Genomic DNA, 15,261 nt, shown 5'->3' with positions numbered 1-15,261 from the left:
CGTCCAGTTGCGTTCGCAACAACAACGGCCGGTCGCTATGGGTCCCTGCTTTCGCAGGGACGACGATAGAATCCTAATACCCCCGGTTGCGGTCCACCACGTTTTCCAGCGCGCCGCCGGCCTCGAAGCGCGCGATCAGGCGCGCGACATATTTCGATATTTCATCGGGATCGGTGTCGGCGGCGTTATGCGGGGTCAGCACCACCTTCGGATGGATCCAGAACGGGCTGTCCGCGGGCAGTGGTTCGGTGGCGTAGACGTCGAGCGAGGCGCCGCTGAGCGTGCCGTCGTCGAGGCATTGCAGGATGTCGGCTTCGTTCTGCAAGGCCCCGCGGCCGGCATTGATCAGCACCGGTGCGCCGAGCGGACTGCTGCGATTCAGCTTCTCAAACAGCGTGCGGTTGAGAATGTGCCGTGTCTCCGGCGTCAGCGGCAAAAGGCAGACCAGGATGTCGGTCCGCCGCAGGAACGCTTCGAACTGCTGCTCGCCGTGAAAGCAATCGATGCCGTCGATCGTCTTCGGGCTCCGGCTCCAGCCCGCGACGCGAAAGCCCAGGCGCTTGAGCGCATCGGCTGCGTCAGCGCCGAGCGTGCCGAGCCCCATGATGCCGACCGTAACCGCGCCCGCCGCCCATTGCGATTTCGGCGCCCAGCGCTTTTCGCGCTGCGACTGGCGCAAGTAAGGCTCCTGCCGGTGGTGCATCAGCACATGCAGCACCACGTACTCGGTCATCCGCGCGGTGAGGTCGGTGACGGCCACGCGCACCAGCGGCACGTCAGGCAATGAACGATCGGCCATCAGCGCATCGACGCCAGCACCAAGATTGAAGATGACGCGCAGATTGGGAAAGGCGGCGAGTTCGCCCGGATGCGGCTTCCACACCGCGGCGTAATACACTTCCGCCGGATCGAACGAGGCATCCGGCAATAACAGCACGCGGCGGTCCGGGCAGACCTCGTCGAACCGGCTCTTCCAGCGCCGCGGCGACCAGTTTTCACTCCCGCCATGCACCAGCAGCGCAAGCGCACCTTTGCTCATTGCCATTCCTTTCGCAGGCTACTTCGCGTGACCCGTCTCACATAACGGATCGACCTGCTTCTCTAGCCTCCTTTCATCCAACAAGGGAGGCCCTTCACGTGCGCAAATTGATCGAGACCGACGAGCAGAAGGCGTGCCGGATCGCCGCCAAGTATGGCGTCTATTGGTAATGCGTAAAATCGTCATCGTAGCGGTGATGTCCTGGGCGGCGCTGGCCTCCCAGGACAGTCACGGCGACTTTGGCAGGACGAGAGTTGAGGCCGTCAGATGAAAACGGTCAGGTGTATCATTCTCATTCTCTGTGTGTGCAGCCTTTGTTCCATGGCGATCGTCCACACCTACCGGCACTTCAATCCGCCACCGCCTCCGATCGTCGGTCCCTGACCGGAGACGGAACAGTCCAAAATTTCTTCGACGCACCTGTCGGCTAAGGGCATAATCGTTCGTCATCAAGACAACGGAGATGCTTAGCCCCCATGCTTTACGCCATCCTTTGCTATCACGACGAAGACACCGTCGGTTCCTGGACCAGGGAACAGGACGCCGCGGTCATGCAGAAACTTGCCGTCGTGCAGGACAAGCTGACCAAACAGGGCCGGCTCGGCCCGGTCGCACGGCTGCTGCCGACCACGGCAGCGACCACGCTGCGCAAGGACGATCCGCCGCTGGTGCTCGACGGCCCCTATGCCGAAACCAAGGAGCAATTGCTCGGCTTCTATGTCGTCGATTGCAAGGATCTCGACGAAGCGCTCGACGTCGCCCGTGACCTCGGCGCGGCCAATCCCGGCGGCGCCTATGAGATCCGGCCCGTCGGCCAGTTCAGGCCTGGGAGTGTGCAGCCGTGACGGACGCCGCCTGGATCGATGCCGCGCTGACCTCGGCTCGCCCCCAGGCGGTCGGCGCGTTGCTGCGCTATTTTCGCAATCTCGACACCGCCGAGGAGGCGTTTCAGAACGCCTGCCTCCGTGCGCTGAAGAGCTGGCCGCAGAACGGCCCGCCGCGCGATCCCGCGGCCTGGCTGATCATGGTCGGCCGCAACGTCGCGATCGACGATATCAGGCGGGGCAAGAAGCAGCAGCCGCTGCCCGAGGAAGACGCGATCTCCGATCTCGACGATGCCGAGGAGCAGCTCGCCGAGCGGCTCGACGGTTCGCACTATCGCGACGACATCCTGCGGCTTCTGTTCATCTGCTGCCATCCGGACCTGCCGGCGACGCAGCAGATCGCGCTCGCGCTGCGCATCGTCTCAGGCCTGACGGTCAAGCAGATCGCGCGCGCCTTCCTGGTCTCGGAAGCCGCGATGGAGCAGCGCATCACGCGGGCCAAGGCACGCGTGGCGGACGCCGACGTGCCGTTCGAAACGCCGGGCGCAATGGAGCGCTCCGAACGCCTCACCTCCGTCGCCGCCATGATCTACCTGATCTTCAACGAGGGCTATTCGGCCTCGGGCGATACCGCGGAGATTCGCAGCCCCTTGTGCGAGGAGGCGATCCGCCTGGCGCGGCTGTTGCTGCGGCTGTTCCAGAGCGAGCCCGAGATCATGGGGCTGACCGCGCTGCTGTTGATCCAGCATGCGCGCGCTGCGGCGCGGTTCGACGCCGATGGCGCGGTGATCCTGCTCGACGATCAGGACCGCTCGCTATGGAATAAGTCTCTCATCGCCGAGGGGCTGGCGCTGATCGACAAGGCGATGCGCCATCGCCGCAGCGGGCCTTATCAAGTGCAGGCCGCAATCGCCGCGCTGCACGCCCGCGCCGAAAAACCCGAAGATACCGACTGGACCCAGATCGACCTGCTCTATGGCGCGCTCGAGATCATGCAGCCGTCGCCGGTGGTAACGCTGAACCGCGCGGTTGCAGCGTCGAAGGTGAAGGGCCCGCAGGCCGGGCTCGATATGATCGAGCCGCTGGCGCCGCGGCTGTCGAACTATTTTCATTTCTTCGGCGTGCGCGGCGCCTTCCTGATGCAACTCGGCCGCAATGACGAAGCCCGCACGGCCTTCGACCGCGCCATTGCGCTGGCAAACACCTCGGCCGAAGCCGCCCACATCCGCATGCACCTCGACCGCCTGCAGCGCGACAGCCAGCCCCGCGGCAAAAAAGCGGGGAAGTAGTTTCTCCCCTTTGCTTTCTTCCCTTCTCCCCTTGTGGGAGAAGGTGGCGCGAAGCGCCGGATGAGGGGTTCTCTCCGCGAGTACCAATGCGAGAGATTCATTCGCGGAGAGAGACCCCTCATCCGGCTCTCCGGCGCTTCGCGCCGTCGATCCACCTTCTCCCACAAGGGGAGAAGGGAAGGGACCCGCCGTCACGGCGCGAAAAATTTCGCTCTCCCCTGTCGGTTTCCATTCCTCCCGTCCGTCTTGAAATCGAACAGCCATTCAAGACCACGGGGATCAATCATGACTGTCATCGCGGAAACCCATCCAGCCTCCAAGCCCGCACGCTGGACCGGCCGCATCCTCTCCGGCCTCGTCATCGCGTTCCTGATGATCGACGGCGCCATCAAGCTGGTGCCGTGGCCGGTCGTCACGGAAACCATGGACAGGATGGGCTATGGTTCGAACGATGCGCTGATGCGCGGCCTCGGCGCCATCACCATCGTCTGCACCGTGCTCTATTCGATCCCGCCGACCTCGATCCTCGGCGCGATCCTGCTCACCGGTTATCTCGGCGGCGCCATGGCCTCGCATGTGCGGATCGGAAGCCCTCTGTTCACGCACACGCTGTTCGGGCTTTATCTCGGCCTGATGGTGTGGGGCGGGCTGTGGCTGCGCGACAATAACCTGCGCAGCCTGATCCCCTTCCGTCGCTGATGTGCTTCAACGATCGTTCACGAATGCGGAGCCAGTCATGTTTGAAGTCATTGTCATCATCGCCGTCATATTGGCGATTGCCATCGCCGCGGTCCTCGTTCTTGCCGCGACCAAGCCGGATATCCTGCGCGTGCAGCGCGCGGTCAGCATCAAGGCGCCGCCGGAAGGGATCTTTCCATTGATCAACGATTTTCACCAGTGGAGAAGCTGGTCGCCGTACGAAAACAAGGACCCGGCGATGAAGCGCACGTATAGCGGTGCGGAGCGCGGCAAGGGCGCGGTCTATGCCTGGGACGGCGACAAGAATGTCGGTTCCGGCCGCATGGAAATTCTCGAAGCCTCCGCACCGCAAAAGATCGTCATCAAGCTCGATTTCTTCACGCCGTTCGAAGGCCACAACACCGCCGAGTTCACAATGCTGCCGCAGGGCGATGGCACCCATGTCACATGGCTGATGCATGGTCCCGCGCGCTTCGTGACCAGGCTGATCCAGGTCTTCATGAATCTGGACAACATGATCGGAAAGGATTTCGAAGCCGGTCTCGCCAATCTGAAGAAGCTCACCGAGAAATAACTCGTTACTCGAATTCCAGTACCCAAGGAGCCAGCGATGCAGGTCAATCCCTATCTGTTCTACAACGGAAACTGCCAAGAAGCGCTGAAGTATTATGAAAAGGTGCTCGGCGCCCAGATCGGGGCGATGTTTCCTTATGAGGGCGGACCGCCCGACATGCCGGTGCCGCCGGATTGGAAGAACAAGCTCATGCATGCGAGCATTACGATCGACGGCGAGGTGCTGATGGCCTCCGATGCCACGCCCGGCGATTACCATCCGCCGCAGGGCTTTGCCGTCTCGTTGCAGGTCGAGGATCCCGCGGAGGCCGAGCGTCGGTTCAACGGACTGGCTGAGGGTGGCACGGTGCGGATGCCGTTCGGCAAGACCTTCTTCTCCAACGGCTTCGGCATGTGCGTCGACAAGTTCGGCATTCCCTGGATGGTGAATTGCCCGAAGGAAGATATGTAGTGCGAGACTCGTAGGGTGGGCAAAGCGAAGCGTGCCCACCATTCCGATCGGCGCAAGGATTGGTGGGCACGGCGCAAGAGCGCCTTTGCCCACCCTACGATCCTATCGGCACCGCGGATAGATCGCGGCGAGTTCGCGCCCGCGCAGCAGCAATAGCCGCGACGTCAATCCGCCGCGGCGGCCGATCCAGTCCCGCACCGGCGCCGGATAGGCTGCCTCCACATCCCGCGAGGCTTCCGGTTCGGCGTATATCCGGCCGCGGCGGTCGATCGAGCGCGCGGCGTGAAATCCGAGCACCGCGCGGCGCGTCACGCAGATGCGCTCGGTCGGCACCATCATCAGCACCAGCGTGCAGGCCGACAGGCAGGGCCCATCGATCACCACCCGCTCGCCGGAGGCGTTCACGCGATCGAACAGCTCGATAAATGGACCGACTTGTCCGCCGGGGCTGGCGAGAATGCGTATCTCGGCCCGCACAGGGCCGATCGCCGCGAACAACGCGGCGGCGACAACGACTACCTTGACGACCGCTATTCGCATGCGCGGCTCCTTCGTCAGCATTGTCTGCCCTGAGGCAGTTACGCAGACATATGTGGCAAGGTTTCGTCAAGCGTCCGCGCCGGAGACGCCGGCCTCGGTGAACGTTGCCATCCCGGCGTGACAGGCGAGCGCGGCGCGCGCCGGCAGGATCGCCACAGCAGCGCCTGACGCTTCGCCGAGCCGCATGTTCAGGTCGAGCAGTGGAACCGGCTTCAGTTCGCGCAAGAGATCGCGGTGGCCGGATTCCGCCGAGACGTAGCCGGCGCGGCAAAGCGCGTCAGATCAAGAGCCTGGAGCTTCGGGTCTGAGCCAACCGGAACCGATATTGCTCCAGCAATTTTTTATTTGCCGCGCTTTCATTGCCACACTCCCGAGCGGAGAGAGGAAGCAGCGTTACCCGTTCCGCCGCTGGCCGCGCAGCGTCGGCAGTCCGATGCCGGCGGCATCAAAACCGCCGTCGACGGCGAGGACCTGCCCGGTGATGTAGCTCGAGCGATCGCTGCACAGGAAGAAGATCGCTTCCGCCAACTCCTCCTCGAGGCCGTAACGATTCAGGGGAATGGCGTCGTGATAGTCGGCGCGGATCTCCGGCGTATGGACCTGCTTCGCCATCGCGGTTTCGACCGGGCCTGGCGCCACGGCGTTGACGCGAATGCCGAGGGAGGCCAGTTCGACCGCGAGCTGTTTTGTGAGATGCGCGAGCCCGGCTTTGCTGGTGCCGTAGGCCGAGCGCAGCGTGGACGCGCGCACCGCCGAGATCGACGTGATGTTGACGATCGCGCCGCCGCCATGTTCGCGCATCAAGGGCGCCGCCGCCTTGGTACACATAAACGGCCCGGTGAGGTTGACCGCCAGGATGCGGCTCCAGTCTTCATCGGAAGTATCGAGCAACGGCGCGAACACCGCGATGCCGGCATTGTTGACCAGCGCGTCGAGCCGGCCGAAGCGGCGGCTCACGGTGGCCATGGCGGTCGCCACCGCCGCGGCGTCGGAGACATCGCAATGCAGCGCCAGCGTGTTGCTGGGGTTCTCAAGGCCAGCGACCGCGCGGTCGAGCAACTCGCCTTCGATGTCGAGCAGCGCCACCTGCCAGCCCTCGGCGAGAAACCGTTTGGCCGTCGCCAGCCCGATGCCGCGCGCGGCGCCGGTGACGAGAGCAACTTTTTGCGGGGAGGGGGGCATAAGCGGGTCCGTTTGCGAGAGAAGGATTTCCCGCTCCTATAACCCAAGCCCTGGCCCATGTCCCGGCGACAATGCAGTGGAATTCATGGCTAGCGCGGGCAGTCCGGCGTCGAACAGGCAAGAATGCGCCGCTGAACTCTTCCGTGTTCTTGCGGGGGCTGAAAAGTCACTTTCGGTTCACGACGCTTTCGTAAGCCGCCTGCAATCGCTCGCCGACCGACGGGCCGGCTCGCTTGCGCCGCTTCAGGCCGAGATGGTTCTCGCGCAATTCATCCATGAACTCCGCCCATAGTTTCGGCCCGCCCTCGCTGAGCAGCCGCGCACGGATGCCGAGCTCCTCGCTGACGGGAAGATATCTGTAACCCCAGGCCGCCATCTGCGCGAGAACCGGCAACAGCTCGATGCCCTGTTCGGTCAGCGAATAGATTCCCTTCTGCTTGTGCGTGGGATCGTCCTCGCGGGTGATGATCCCCTCGTCGAGCAGCGTCTTCAGCCGGTCGGCGAGGATGTTGGAGGAGATGCCTTCCTCGGACTTCGTCAGCAGCTCGCGAAAATGCCGCCGGTTGCCGAACATCATGTCGCGGATGATGAGCAGGCTCCATTTGTCGCCGAGCACTTCCAGCGAGAGATTGATCGGGCAGCCGGAACGGCTGATGTCAGTCATGTTCGGTTCCAAACGGGCGGCCAGGCGCCTTCAAAAAAACTGCTTGCAATATTGCACCAGTTGCCTCAGGATACAACCAGTTGCAAATCGCAAGCAGTTTAGGGAGATGCACGATGGCGAAGTTGATCATGTGGAATCTGATGACGCTGGATGGTTTCGTCGAAGGTCCGAACCGGGATATTTCCTGGCATTCCGACGTCTGGGGCGAGGAACTGGAGCAATTGTCGATCCAGCAGCTGAACGCCGCCGGCGGATTGCTGTTCGGCCGTGTCACCTATGAGCTGATGGCAAATCATTGGCCGAGCGCGACCGGCGAAGTCGCCGATTTCATGAATGCCGCGCCGAAATACGTTTTCTCCCGCACGGTGAAAAAATCCGATTGGAACAACACGCAGATGTTCAGCGCTGACGTCCCCGAGACCGTCGCCAGGCTGAAACGCGACAGCGCCAAGGATCTTTTCCTGTTCGGCAGTGCGGATCTCGCCGGCAGCCTGATCCCGCACGGCCTGATCGATGAGTTCCGCATCGCCGTGAACCCGGTCATTCTCGGCGGCGGCACGCCGCTGTTCAAGCCGGGCGAGAAGGTCAGGCTGAAGCTGATCGACAGCCGGCCATTGTCGACCGGCATCGTGATCCTGCGCTACGTGCCGGCGGCGCCAAAATAATCCTTGGCTCAAATGTCGGCGCGCGCGAATGCGGGCCGTCTTGTTACACCGGGAGTTTTTCCATGTCGCTTACCCTGCATTTCCACCCGCTGGCCTCGTATTGCTGGAAGGCGCTGATTGCGCTGTACGAGAACGACATTCCGTTCACGCCGAACCTGGTCGACCTCGGCAATCCCGCCGAGCGCGCCGCGCTGGTGAAGCTGTGGGGGATCGGCAAGTTTCCGGTGCTGCAAGACGACGGCCAGAACGAGATCGTTCCGGAATCGAGCATCATCATCGAGTATCTCGACCGGAACTACGGCGGACGGACGCGGTTCATTCCTGATGATGCCGGCCGCGCGTTGCAGACACGGCTGCGCGATCGCTTCTATGATCTCTATGTGCATCTGCCGATGCAGAAGATCATGATCGACCGGTTGCGGCCCGCAGACAAGACGGATCCGCATGGTGTCGAAGAGGCGAGGGCGCAACTACGGACCTCTTACGCCATGATCGAGCAGCAGATGGCACGCGGAGGCTGGGCGATGGGCGACGATTTCTCTATCGCCGATTGCGCCGCGGCGCCGTCGCTGTTTTATGGCAACATGGCCGAGCCATTCGGCGGCGTGCACACGAATCTCGCGGCCTATCTCGAGCGGTTAAAGGCGCGTCCCTCATTCGCGCGTGTGCTCAAAGAGGCCGAGCCCTATTTCCAGATGGTGCCCAAAGAGCGCTAGGAAGGAGCGTTGAATGGTTCACGCAAAAAGGGCAGAGACGATCCGCCGGATCTTCGCAGCCTATCTCGCCAACGATCGCGCGTTCGTCGAGAACGCGCTCAGCGACGATTTCCGCTTCACCAGTCCCTACGACGATGCCATCGACAAGCCGACCTATTTCGAACGCTGCTGGAAGAACAGCGATTGGATCGAACGGCACGAACTGGAGAGGATTTTCGTCGAAGGCGATGAAGCCTTTGTCACCTATCGTTGCGTCGCCAAAGGCGGCAGCACATTTCGCAATACCGAGTTCGTCGTCTTCGAGGGCGACAAGGTGAGACGCATCGACGTCTATTTCGGCGCGGCTTACGCCAATGGCGCGTTCGTGAAGCAGCCGCCGCCGGCTTGATCGAACTGCCCGGCTTGGAGCGCCGGGCTCCGGAACGTTGATTCTGTTGACCCCGCGGCTGATAGCGCAGCAACCGCCGCGTGTGAGGTCCAGAAGCCGGCCAAATTACCTGCAAAATAATTTCCACTGACATGTCGGCGGCATAAAAGCTCGCTCGTCTTGTTGACGAGGGCCAGCGCAGTAGCCGGCCCAAAGAGATCACAACGGAGAATAACGATGCGATTCATGGTGATTGTGAAGGCCAGCAAGGATTCGGAAGCAGGCCAGATGCCGAGCACGGAACTGCTGACCGCGATGGGCAAGTTCAACGAGGAATTGGTCAAGGGCGGCGTGATGGAGGCGGGCGAGGGCCTGCATCCGACCGCGAAGGGCGCACGGGTCAAGTATGGCAGCGGGCAGGGCAGTGTCAGCCGCGGGCCGTTCGCGCTCTCCAGCGATCTCGTCGCGGGTTTCTGGCTCATCAATACCAAATCGCTGGATGAAGCGATCGAGTGGATGAAGCGCGCCCCGTTCCTCGATGGCGACGAGATCGAAATCCGCCAGGTGTTTGCCGCGGAAGATTTCGGCGAAGCGCTCACCCCCGAACTGCGCGAGCAGGAAGAGCGGCTGCGTGCACAGGGCGCGAAGAAGTGAAGAAGTAACATCTGTCTCTCCCCCTCGTCGTTCCCCGGTGCGCAATTACGCACCTGAGGGCATCGCGCAGCGATGAGCCCGGAATCCATGGGACGATGGATTCCGGGCTCGCGCTTTGGCGAGCCCCGGAACGACGGCAACTTGAAACAAAGGGCACCGCCATGCGATTCATGATGCTGATGATCCCCTTGGGCTATGAGACCGCGCCGCCGGACGTCCAGCTCGATCCTGAACGGGTCAAGGCGATGATGAAATACAACGAGGCGCTCAAAGACGCCGGCGTGCTGATCGCGCTCGACGGGCTGCATCCGCCGTCGACGGGCGCGCGGGTGTCCTTCGCCACCGGCAAGCCTGTCGTCACCGACGGTCCCTTCACGGAGGCCAAGGAAGTGCTCGGCGGCTACTGGATGATCAACGTGAAGTCGCGCGAGGAGGCAATCGCCTGGGCGAAAAAATGCCCGGCCTCCGAAAACGAAGTCATCGAGATCCGCCAGGTGCAGGAGATGGCCGATTTCTCCGAGGAAGTGCGAGAGGCAGCCAAAGGCTTCGACGAGCTGCAGAAAGGAAATGCGCACAAGGCGCGGTGAGTCTGGAGGCGCTGCAACAGTGCTCCGCACGCCGTTCAGTCCTGAGTTTGCAAAGGTCTGCCATGCGGACAAACCGGACATGAAACGGGGTCGTCTTCAATCTCGGTGAGTTTGCCTTGATAGCTTGCCAGCCCCGCAGCCGATGATTTTGGCCAAGGAGGTGCCTCACGATGACCATCACCATTACCGCCTTTGAACGGTCACCCGATGGCGGCAAGGGACTGGCGCGTGATACGCGCGTTCGCTGGGCGCTGGAAGAAGTGGGGCAACCTTACGAGGTTCGTCTTGTTTCGTTCGGGGCGATGAAGGAACCCGCACATCTGGCGCTTCATCCTTTCGGGCAGATTCCGACCTACGAAGAAGGCGATCTCGGCTTGTTCGAGACGGGGGCGATCGTGTTCCATATCGCGGAGCGCCATGCGGGCCTGTTGCCGGACGATGCGAATGCCCGGGCGCGCGCGATCACATGGATGTTCGCCGCGCTCAGCACGGTGGAGCCGCCGATCCTTGAACTCGGAAACGCCAAACTCCTTGAGGGCGACAAGTTCTGGTCCGCGCAACGCATGCCTCTCGTCGAGGATCGCGTCCGTGACCGGCTGGGCCAACTTTCCCGTCGCCTTGGCGATGCCGACTGGCTCGATGGCGCGTTCACCGCGGGCGACCTGATGATGGTGTCGGTGCTGCTCAGGTTGAAAGCGTCGGGTTTGCTGGACGAATACCCGAACCTCTTCGCCTATGTGGCCCGCGGCGAAGCGCGGCCCGCCTACAAGCGTGCCTTCGACGCTCAATTGGCGGTCAACACAGGCAAACCATCGACCGGCTGATTGAGGTCCGCTCGAAGTCGTTATCCGAGAGTTTATGGGTCCTGACCCTGGAGCCTGTCGCAATTCGTCAACCGCAAGAGAGGAGAAGCCTCATGAGCACCAACGATACGTTCCTCGCCGTCTTTCTCGGCAGCAAGACCGGTGCGAAAATGGCGGCCTGGAATGCGCTGCCTGAGGCTGAGCGGCGCGCCAGGGAGCAGCAGGGGGTAGCGGCGTGGAAGGCTTGGGTCGAAAAGCACCAGGCGGCGATCGTCGGCATGGGGGGCCCGCTCGGCAAGACCAAGAAGATCGATTCAAACGGTATTGCTGACATCGCCAACGAGATGGGCGCCTTCACGGTGGTGCGCGCCGGCTCACATGAGGCCGCCGCGAAAATGTTCGAGAACCACCCGCACTTTGCGATCTTTCCCGGCGAGCGGGTGGAGATCATGCCGGTCCTCCCGATCCCGGGCGGTTAGACCGGGGCGAGCTAGAATCGCCCGGAATTTGACGCCGTTAATGATGAACGCCCGTTAACGGCCTCAAAATAAGTGACCTTTTCAGCCGGCTCATGTAAAAGCCTTTCACATGAGCTGGCGCAAGGAACAACGCCGCACCGAGCGCGGCTATCATCACGGCAATCTGAAAGAGGCGTTGCTGCAGGCGGCGCTCGGCCTGATCGCCGAGAAAGGCGCGGCCGGCTTCACCTTTGCCGACGCCGCCCGCATGGCCGGCGTCAGCCCCGCCGCGCCCTACCGCCATTTCCGCGATCGCGATGAATTGTTGTCCTCGATCGCCCAGCGCGGTTTCGAGCAGTTCGAGGCGCTGCTGACGCAGGCCTGGGACGACGGCCGGCCGGACACGGTTACGGCGTTCGAGCGCGTCGGCAAGGCCTATCTGGCATTCGCCCGCAACGAGCCCGCGTTCTACTCGGCGATGTTCGAATCCGGCCTTCCCGTCGATGCAAACCCAACATTGATGGCCGCCAGCGAGCGCGCTTTCGCCATCATCCGCGCCGCTGCCGAGCGGCTTGCGGCGATGGCACCGCCCGGCATGCCGCGGCCGCCGGCGATGATGATGGCGCTGCACATCTGGTCGATGTCGCACGGCGTGGCCTCGCTGTTCGGCCGCGGCGATGCGGCGCGCCGCAAGCTGCCGATGTCGCCGGAAGAACTCCTGGAAGCCGAAGTGCTGATCTACCTGCGCGGCCTCGGCTTCCCGACCGATCGCCGGCCGGAATCCAAGCCGCCGGGTCCGCCGCCGGTACCGCCGGCCGGTCCTTGGGGAACCCCCAAATAATTTTTCGAAGGTGCGGCGAGCCGCGCGCTTGACAAAAACGCGGGATGGTTTAGGTATGTAAATGTTATTTACATTCACAACGGCGTGATCGCCGTCATGGAGAGGGAAATGGCCTACACCGCAGATGTCAATCGATGGCGCGGCCCGACGGAAGAGAACTATCGCCCGCGTATGCTTGATAGTCCCTGGCACCCCGGCTGGATCGCGGTGACCATCCTCGGCTTCATCATCTGGTGGCCGATCGGCCTTGCCCTTCTCTTTTTCACACTAGGGAGCAGAAAAATGGGTTGCTGGAGTCACGGAGATCGCTGGCAGAACAAGATGGAGCGGATGCAGTACAAGATGGACCGGATGCGTAACCGCATGGAGAGCCGCGGCTTTGGCGGCTTCGGCTTCGGCCCGCCCACGAGCGGCAACCGCGCCTTCGACGAGTACCGCATGGAAACCCTGCGCCGGCTCGAGGAAGAGCAGGTCGAGTTCAGGAATTTCCTCGATCGCCTGCGTCACGCCAAGGACAAGGAAGAGTTCGACCAGTTCATGGCGCAGCACAAGCCGCGTCCGACCCCGCCGAACGACCAGCCGCAGCAGGGCTAAGCGAATAGCGTCGCGAGTGAGTTCAGCCTCAGGCGTGATGCCCCCATGATGCCTGACGGCGGATACAGCCGCCCATCTGCGAAAGCAGGTGGGCGGTTTGTTTTTGCAGGCTATCGCTTGGCGATGCCAGCCATCTCAACGTCGATACCGAAGAGCATCGACGAGAAGGGCGAACGCGGGCGAGGGCTGGCGCCGGCTCGGATAGTACAGATGATAGCCTGAGAACGGCGGGCACCAGTCCGAGAGCACCCGGACGAGCCGCCCTTCGGAGATGTACGGCTGCACATTGCTTTCCATCAGGTAAGCCAGGCCGAAGCCGTTCAACGACGCCGTCAACAGTGGGCCGGCGCCGTTGAAGACAAGCTGACCGTCGACCCGGACGTTCAGCGCACGTCCGTCCTTTTCGAACTCCCAGGCGTAGAGGCCGCCGTGCGTCGGAAGGCGCAGATTGAGACAATCGTGTTCGGTGAGATCCCGAGGCGTGCGCGGTTTCTTCCGGCCGGCAAAATAAGAAGGCGCGCCGACGACCGCCATCCGCAGATCCGGACCGACGCGCACCGCAATCATGTCCTTCTCGACCAATTCGCCGGGACGAATGCCCGCGTCGTAGCGTTGAGCCACGATGTTGGCGAGACCGTAGTCGACGATGACCTCCACCCTGATGTCCCGATACTTCGGCAGGATCTTGGCCAGTGCAGGCAACAGGATTGCCTGCGCGGCATGCTCCGTGGCCGTGATCCGGATATTGCCGGCGGGTTTCTCGCGCAGTTCTCCCAGGGCGGTCAGTTCGATGTCCATTTCGTCGAACTTCGGACCGACGTGCTGGAGGAGGCGGTCGCCGGCCTGCGTCGGTGCAACACTCCGCGTTGTGCGGTTGAGCAAGCGCACGCCGAGCCGCTCCTCCAGATTGCGCACGATTTGACTGAGAGCGGATTGGGACATGCCGAGCTTTGCCGCCGCCCTGGTGAAGCTGCGCTCTCGCGCGACCGCCAGGAAGACGAGGAGATCGCTGGCGTTCTCCCGGTCCATTCATAAGCCTCTCTAATAATTCTATTTATTTTCTATCACCTAATCCCTGACCTCTGGAAGCCTTAGATTTTGATCGAAGGCGTCGTCCGAAGAAACTGCGGCTTGCGCGGGGCGTCTGGTCCGCTCGGCCCTGCCGATGTTCTCCGCGGCCCGCCGTTGCCGCCCATTGCTGGCGCTGTCGTCAATCGCGAAGGAAGATTTCGATGAGAATGCTCGCTGCAACCGTCCTGTCGCTCTGTCTGGTCGCGCCGGCCTCAGCCCAAGGCGTGAAGACAAACGCCGAAGGAACAAAGCCAATGCCGATGCTGGAAGATATCCGGGCCGTCGCGCCCGCCCTCGAGAAATATGCGCAGGGTGCTGTGCAGGGGGATCTCTGGAAGCGTCCGGGTCTTTCGCCGCGCGACCGAAGCATCGTCACGATCTCGGCCCTGATCGCCCGCGATCAGCGCGTCGAACTGCCGTATTATCTCGACCTCGCGCTCCACAATGGTGTGAAGCCGGCCGAAGTGTCTGAGATCATTACCCACCTCGCTTTCTATACCGGCTGGGCCAACGCCATGGGCGCGGTCCCCATCGCCAGGGAAGTGTTCAAGGCTCGCAGCATCGGGCCCGACCAACTGCCGCCGGCTTCCGGTTCGATGCTTCCCCTCGACGAGGCCTCCGAGGCGCAGCGCGCCACCCGCGTCGAGCAGCAGTTCGGTAAGGTGACGCCTAGTCTCGTCCAGTACACGACGGACGTGCTGTTTCGCGATCTCTGGCTGCGGCCCGAATTGGCGCCGCGGGATCGAAGCCTTGTCACCGTCAGCGCCCTCGTCGCGACGGGGCAGGTCGCGCAGATCACCTATCACCTGAACCGGGCAATGGATAACGGGTTGACGCAGGAACAGGCCGGCGAGACGGTGGGGCATCTTGCCTTTTACGCCGGCTGGCCGAACGCATTCTCCGCTGCTCCCGTCTTCAAGGACGTCTTTGAAAAGCGCCCGCGCTGATCGAGGGACCGGTAATGCCGCACGTCATCGTCAAACTCTATTCCGGCAGGTCGGAGCAGCAGAAGGCGCTGCTTGCGGACGCTGTCACCTGCGCGGTGACGGACACGCTGAAGCTTGGTGAGGAATCGGTCTCGGTCGCGATCGAGGATGTCAAACCGAAGGATTGGGCGGAGAGGGTCTTCGGGCCCGACATCCTTGGCAAGCCGGAAACGATCTACAAGAAGCCTGGCTATGATCCTCTCTGACGGAACAGAACGATGCTGACGCGCAGAAACGTACTCGTCGCAGGCGGCGTGG

At 62.6% G+C, this 15,261-nt stretch carries 21 protein-coding genes and 1 pseudogene; 16 read left to right on the top strand and 6 right to left on the bottom strand.

Annotated elements, in window-relative coordinates; all coding sequences use genetic code 11:
* Positions 1 to 73: 73 nt before the first annotated feature.
* Positions 74 to 1,039, bottom strand: coding sequence for a glyoxylate/hydroxypyruvate reductase A (locus IVB22_RS17330; RefSeq protein WP_247518515.1), 966 nt, complete (start codon positions 1,037 to 1,039; stop codon positions 74 to 76).
* Positions 1,040 to 1,515: 476 nt separating this feature from the next.
* Between IVB22_RS17330 and IVB22_RS17325 the strand changes: the two genes are divergently transcribed.
* The 5 genes from IVB22_RS17325 to IVB22_RS17305 all read left to right on the top strand — a co-directional run bounded on the left by IVB22_RS17325 (position 1,516) and on the right by IVB22_RS17305 (position 4,875).
* Entirely contained in the window at positions 1,516 to 1,884 is a 369-nt protein-coding gene (locus IVB22_RS17325; protein WP_247518514.1) for a YciI family protein, read from the top strand.
* On the top strand, positions 1,881 to 3,152 hold the full coding sequence (locus IVB22_RS17320; RefSeq protein WP_247518513.1) for an RNA polymerase sigma factor: 1,272 nt from the start codon (positions 1,881 to 1,883) through the stop codon (positions 3,150 to 3,152). The genes IVB22_RS17325 and IVB22_RS17320 overlap by 4 nt, the downstream gene beginning before the upstream one ends.
* A 285-nt stretch (positions 3,153 to 3,437) precedes the next feature.
* On the top strand, positions 3,438 to 3,851 hold the full coding sequence (locus IVB22_RS17315; protein ID WP_247518512.1) for a DoxX family protein: 414 nt from the start codon (positions 3,438 to 3,440) through the stop codon (positions 3,849 to 3,851).
* A 37-nt stretch (positions 3,852 to 3,888) separates the two neighbouring features.
* Entirely contained in the window at positions 3,889 to 4,425 is a 537-nt protein-coding gene (locus IVB22_RS17310; RefSeq protein ID WP_247518511.1) for an SRPBCC family protein, read from the top strand.
* 36 nt (positions 4,426 to 4,461) lie between these two features.
* Positions 4,462 to 4,875 carry a VOC family protein gene (locus IVB22_RS17305; RefSeq protein WP_247518510.1) on the top strand — a complete coding sequence of 138 codons (414 nt, stop codon included), beginning with the start codon at positions 4,462 to 4,464 and terminating at the stop codon, positions 4,873 to 4,875.
* Positions 4,876 to 4,977: 102 nt separating this feature from the next.
* Here the strand turns inward: IVB22_RS17305 and IVB22_RS17300 are convergent, their stop codons facing one another.
* The 4 genes and pseudogenes from IVB22_RS17300 to IVB22_RS17285 all read right to left on the bottom strand — a co-directional run bounded on the left by IVB22_RS17300 (position 4,978) and on the right by IVB22_RS17285 (position 7,261).
* Complete coding sequence (locus IVB22_RS17300) at positions 4,978 to 5,415, bottom strand: hypothetical protein (protein WP_247518509.1); 438 nt, start codon at positions 5,413 to 5,415, stop codon at positions 4,978 to 4,980.
* A 66-nt stretch (positions 5,416 to 5,481) separates the two neighbouring features.
* Positions 5,482 to 5,685, bottom strand: a pseudogene (locus IVB22_RS17295) (nicotinate-nucleotide--dimethylbenzimidazole phosphoribosyltransferase); the annotation flags it as partial.
* A gap of 123 nt (positions 5,686 to 5,808) precedes the next feature.
* The gene (locus IVB22_RS17290) at positions 5,809 to 6,597 is read right to left on the bottom strand and encodes an SDR family NAD(P)-dependent oxidoreductase (protein ID WP_247518508.1); all 789 of its coding nucleotides are present in this window, start codon (positions 6,595 to 6,597) and stop codon (positions 5,809 to 5,811) included.
* A gap of 166 nt (positions 6,598 to 6,763) precedes the next feature.
* The gene (locus tag IVB22_RS17285) at positions 6,764 to 7,261 is read right to left on the bottom strand and encodes a helix-turn-helix domain-containing protein (protein WP_247518507.1); all 498 of its coding nucleotides are present in this window, start codon (positions 7,259 to 7,261) and stop codon (positions 6,764 to 6,766) included.
* A 113-nt stretch (positions 7,262 to 7,374) separates the two neighbouring features.
* Here IVB22_RS17285 and IVB22_RS17280 point away from each other — a divergent pair, with 113 nt between their 5' ends.
* The 9 genes from IVB22_RS17280 (at position 7,375) to IVB22_RS17240 (ending at position 12,946) form a co-directional block, all read left to right on the top strand.
* A complete protein-coding gene (locus tag IVB22_RS17280; RefSeq protein WP_247518506.1) occupies positions 7,375 to 7,926 on the top strand; it encodes a dihydrofolate reductase family protein in 552 nt (183 codons plus the stop codon).
* Positions 7,927 to 7,988: 62 nt separating this feature from the next.
* Positions 7,989 to 8,642: a glutathione S-transferase family protein gene (locus tag IVB22_RS17275; protein WP_247518505.1), complete on the top strand. Its 654-nt coding sequence runs from the start codon at positions 7,989 to 7,991 to the stop codon at positions 8,640 to 8,642.
* 13 nt (positions 8,643 to 8,655) lie between these two features.
* Positions 8,656 to 9,030 carry a nuclear transport factor 2 family protein gene (locus tag IVB22_RS17270; RefSeq protein WP_247518504.1) on the top strand — a complete coding sequence of 125 codons (375 nt, stop codon included), beginning with the start codon at positions 8,656 to 8,658 and terminating at the stop codon, positions 9,028 to 9,030.
* Positions 9,031 to 9,246: 216 nt separating this feature from the next.
* On the top strand, positions 9,247 to 9,663 hold the full coding sequence (locus IVB22_RS17265) for a YciI family protein (RefSeq protein WP_247518503.1): 417 nt from the start codon (positions 9,247 to 9,249) through the stop codon (positions 9,661 to 9,663).
* Between the two features lie 161 nt (positions 9,664 to 9,824).
* The gene (locus IVB22_RS17260) at positions 9,825 to 10,250 is read left to right on the top strand and encodes a YciI family protein (RefSeq protein ID WP_247518502.1); all 426 of its coding nucleotides are present in this window, start codon (positions 9,825 to 9,827) and stop codon (positions 10,248 to 10,250) included.
* A gap of 170 nt (positions 10,251 to 10,420) precedes the next feature.
* Positions 10,421 to 11,074 carry a glutathione S-transferase family protein gene (locus tag IVB22_RS17255; RefSeq protein ID WP_247518501.1) on the top strand — a complete coding sequence of 218 codons (654 nt, stop codon included), beginning with the start codon at positions 10,421 to 10,423 and terminating at the stop codon, positions 11,072 to 11,074.
* 92 nt (positions 11,075 to 11,166) lie between these two features.
* Positions 11,167 to 11,532, top strand: a complete 366-nt coding sequence (locus IVB22_RS17250) for a hypothetical protein (RefSeq protein ID WP_247518500.1) — start codon at positions 11,167 to 11,169, stop codon at positions 11,530 to 11,532.
* Positions 11,533 to 11,641: 109 nt separating this feature from the next.
* On the top strand, positions 11,642 to 12,352 hold the full coding sequence (locus tag IVB22_RS17245; RefSeq protein WP_247518499.1) for a TetR/AcrR family transcriptional regulator: 711 nt from the start codon (positions 11,642 to 11,644) through the stop codon (positions 12,350 to 12,352).
* Between the two features lie 108 nt (positions 12,353 to 12,460).
* Complete coding sequence (locus tag IVB22_RS17240) at positions 12,461 to 12,946, top strand: DUF2852 domain-containing protein (protein ID WP_247518570.1); 486 nt, start codon at positions 12,461 to 12,463, stop codon at positions 12,944 to 12,946.
* Between the two features lie 135 nt (positions 12,947 to 13,081).
* Here the strand turns inward: IVB22_RS17240 and IVB22_RS17235 are convergent, their stop codons facing one another.
* The gene (locus IVB22_RS17235) at positions 13,082 to 13,975 is read right to left on the bottom strand and encodes a LysR family transcriptional regulator (RefSeq protein WP_247518498.1); all 894 of its coding nucleotides are present in this window, start codon (positions 13,973 to 13,975) and stop codon (positions 13,082 to 13,084) included.
* A 203-nt stretch (positions 13,976 to 14,178) separates the two neighbouring features.
* Between IVB22_RS17235 and IVB22_RS17230 the strand changes: the two genes are divergently transcribed.
* Positions 14,179 to 14,964 carry a carboxymuconolactone decarboxylase family protein gene (locus tag IVB22_RS17230; RefSeq protein WP_247518497.1) on the top strand — a complete coding sequence of 262 codons (786 nt, stop codon included), beginning with the start codon at positions 14,179 to 14,181 and terminating at the stop codon, positions 14,962 to 14,964.
* A gap of 14 nt (positions 14,965 to 14,978) precedes the next feature.
* A complete protein-coding gene (locus tag IVB22_RS17225; RefSeq protein ID WP_247518496.1) occupies positions 14,979 to 15,209 on the top strand; it encodes a 4-oxalocrotonate tautomerase family protein in 231 nt (76 codons plus the stop codon).
* The last annotated feature ends 52 nt before the right edge of the window (positions 15,210 to 15,261 follow it).

Source organism: Bradyrhizobium sp. 190, assembly GCF_023073415.1.
Taxonomy (GTDB): domain Bacteria; phylum Pseudomonadota; class Alphaproteobacteria; order Rhizobiales; family Xanthobacteraceae; genus Bradyrhizobium.
Note: the sequence above shows the minus strand (reverse complement) of the source record. Positions and strands in the feature narration are given on the sequence as shown.

Coding starts and splice junctions, on each gene's coding strand:
- IVB22_RS17330 (WP_247518515.1), bottom strand. CDS start 1,039: ATGAGCAAAGGTGCGCTTGCGCTGCTGGTGCATGGCGGGAGTGAAAAC.
- IVB22_RS17325 (WP_247518514.1), top strand. CDS start 1,516: ATGCTTTACGCCATCCTTTGCTATCACGACGAAGACACCGTCGGTTCC.
- IVB22_RS17315 (WP_247518512.1), top strand. CDS start 3,438: ATGACTGTCATCGCGGAAACCCATCCAGCCTCCAAGCCCGCACGCTGG.
- IVB22_RS17310 (WP_247518511.1), top strand. CDS start 3,889: ATGTTTGAAGTCATTGTCATCATCGCCGTCATATTGGCGATTGCCATC.
- IVB22_RS17305 (WP_247518510.1), top strand. CDS start 4,462: ATGCAGGTCAATCCCTATCTGTTCTACAACGGAAACTGCCAAGAAGCG.
- IVB22_RS17300 (WP_247518509.1), bottom strand. CDS start 5,415: ATGCGAATAGCGGTCGTCAAGGTAGTCGTTGTCGCCGCCGCGTTGTTC.
- IVB22_RS17290 (WP_247518508.1), bottom strand. CDS start 6,597: ATGCCCCCCTCCCCGCAAAAAGTTGCTCTCGTCACCGGCGCCGCGCGC.
- IVB22_RS17285 (WP_247518507.1), bottom strand. CDS start 7,261: ATGACTGACATCAGCCGTTCCGGCTGCCCGATCAATCTCTCGCTGGAA.
- IVB22_RS17280 (WP_247518506.1), top strand. CDS start 7,375: ATGGCGAAGTTGATCATGTGGAATCTGATGACGCTGGATGGTTTCGTC.
- IVB22_RS17275 (WP_247518505.1), top strand. CDS start 7,989: ATGTCGCTTACCCTGCATTTCCACCCGCTGGCCTCGTATTGCTGGAAG.
- IVB22_RS17270 (WP_247518504.1), top strand. CDS start 8,656: ATGGTTCACGCAAAAAGGGCAGAGACGATCCGCCGGATCTTCGCAGCC.
- IVB22_RS17265 (WP_247518503.1), top strand. CDS start 9,247: ATGCGATTCATGGTGATTGTGAAGGCCAGCAAGGATTCGGAAGCAGGC.
- IVB22_RS17260 (WP_247518502.1), top strand. CDS start 9,825: ATGCGATTCATGATGCTGATGATCCCCTTGGGCTATGAGACCGCGCCG.
- IVB22_RS17255 (WP_247518501.1), top strand. CDS start 10,421: ATGACCATCACCATTACCGCCTTTGAACGGTCACCCGATGGCGGCAAG.
- IVB22_RS17250 (WP_247518500.1), top strand. CDS start 11,167: ATGAGCACCAACGATACGTTCCTCGCCGTCTTTCTCGGCAGCAAGACC.
- IVB22_RS17245 (WP_247518499.1), top strand. CDS start 11,642: ATGAGCTGGCGCAAGGAACAACGCCGCACCGAGCGCGGCTATCATCAC.
- IVB22_RS17240 (WP_247518570.1), top strand. CDS start 12,461: ATGGCCTACACCGCAGATGTCAATCGATGGCGCGGCCCGACGGAAGAG.
- IVB22_RS17235 (WP_247518498.1), bottom strand. CDS start 13,975: ATGGACCGGGAGAACGCCAGCGATCTCCTCGTCTTCCTGGCGGTCGCG.
- IVB22_RS17230 (WP_247518497.1), top strand. CDS start 14,179: ATGAGAATGCTCGCTGCAACCGTCCTGTCGCTCTGTCTGGTCGCGCCG.
- IVB22_RS17225 (WP_247518496.1), top strand. CDS start 14,979: ATGCCGCACGTCATCGTCAAACTCTATTCCGGCAGGTCGGAGCAGCAG.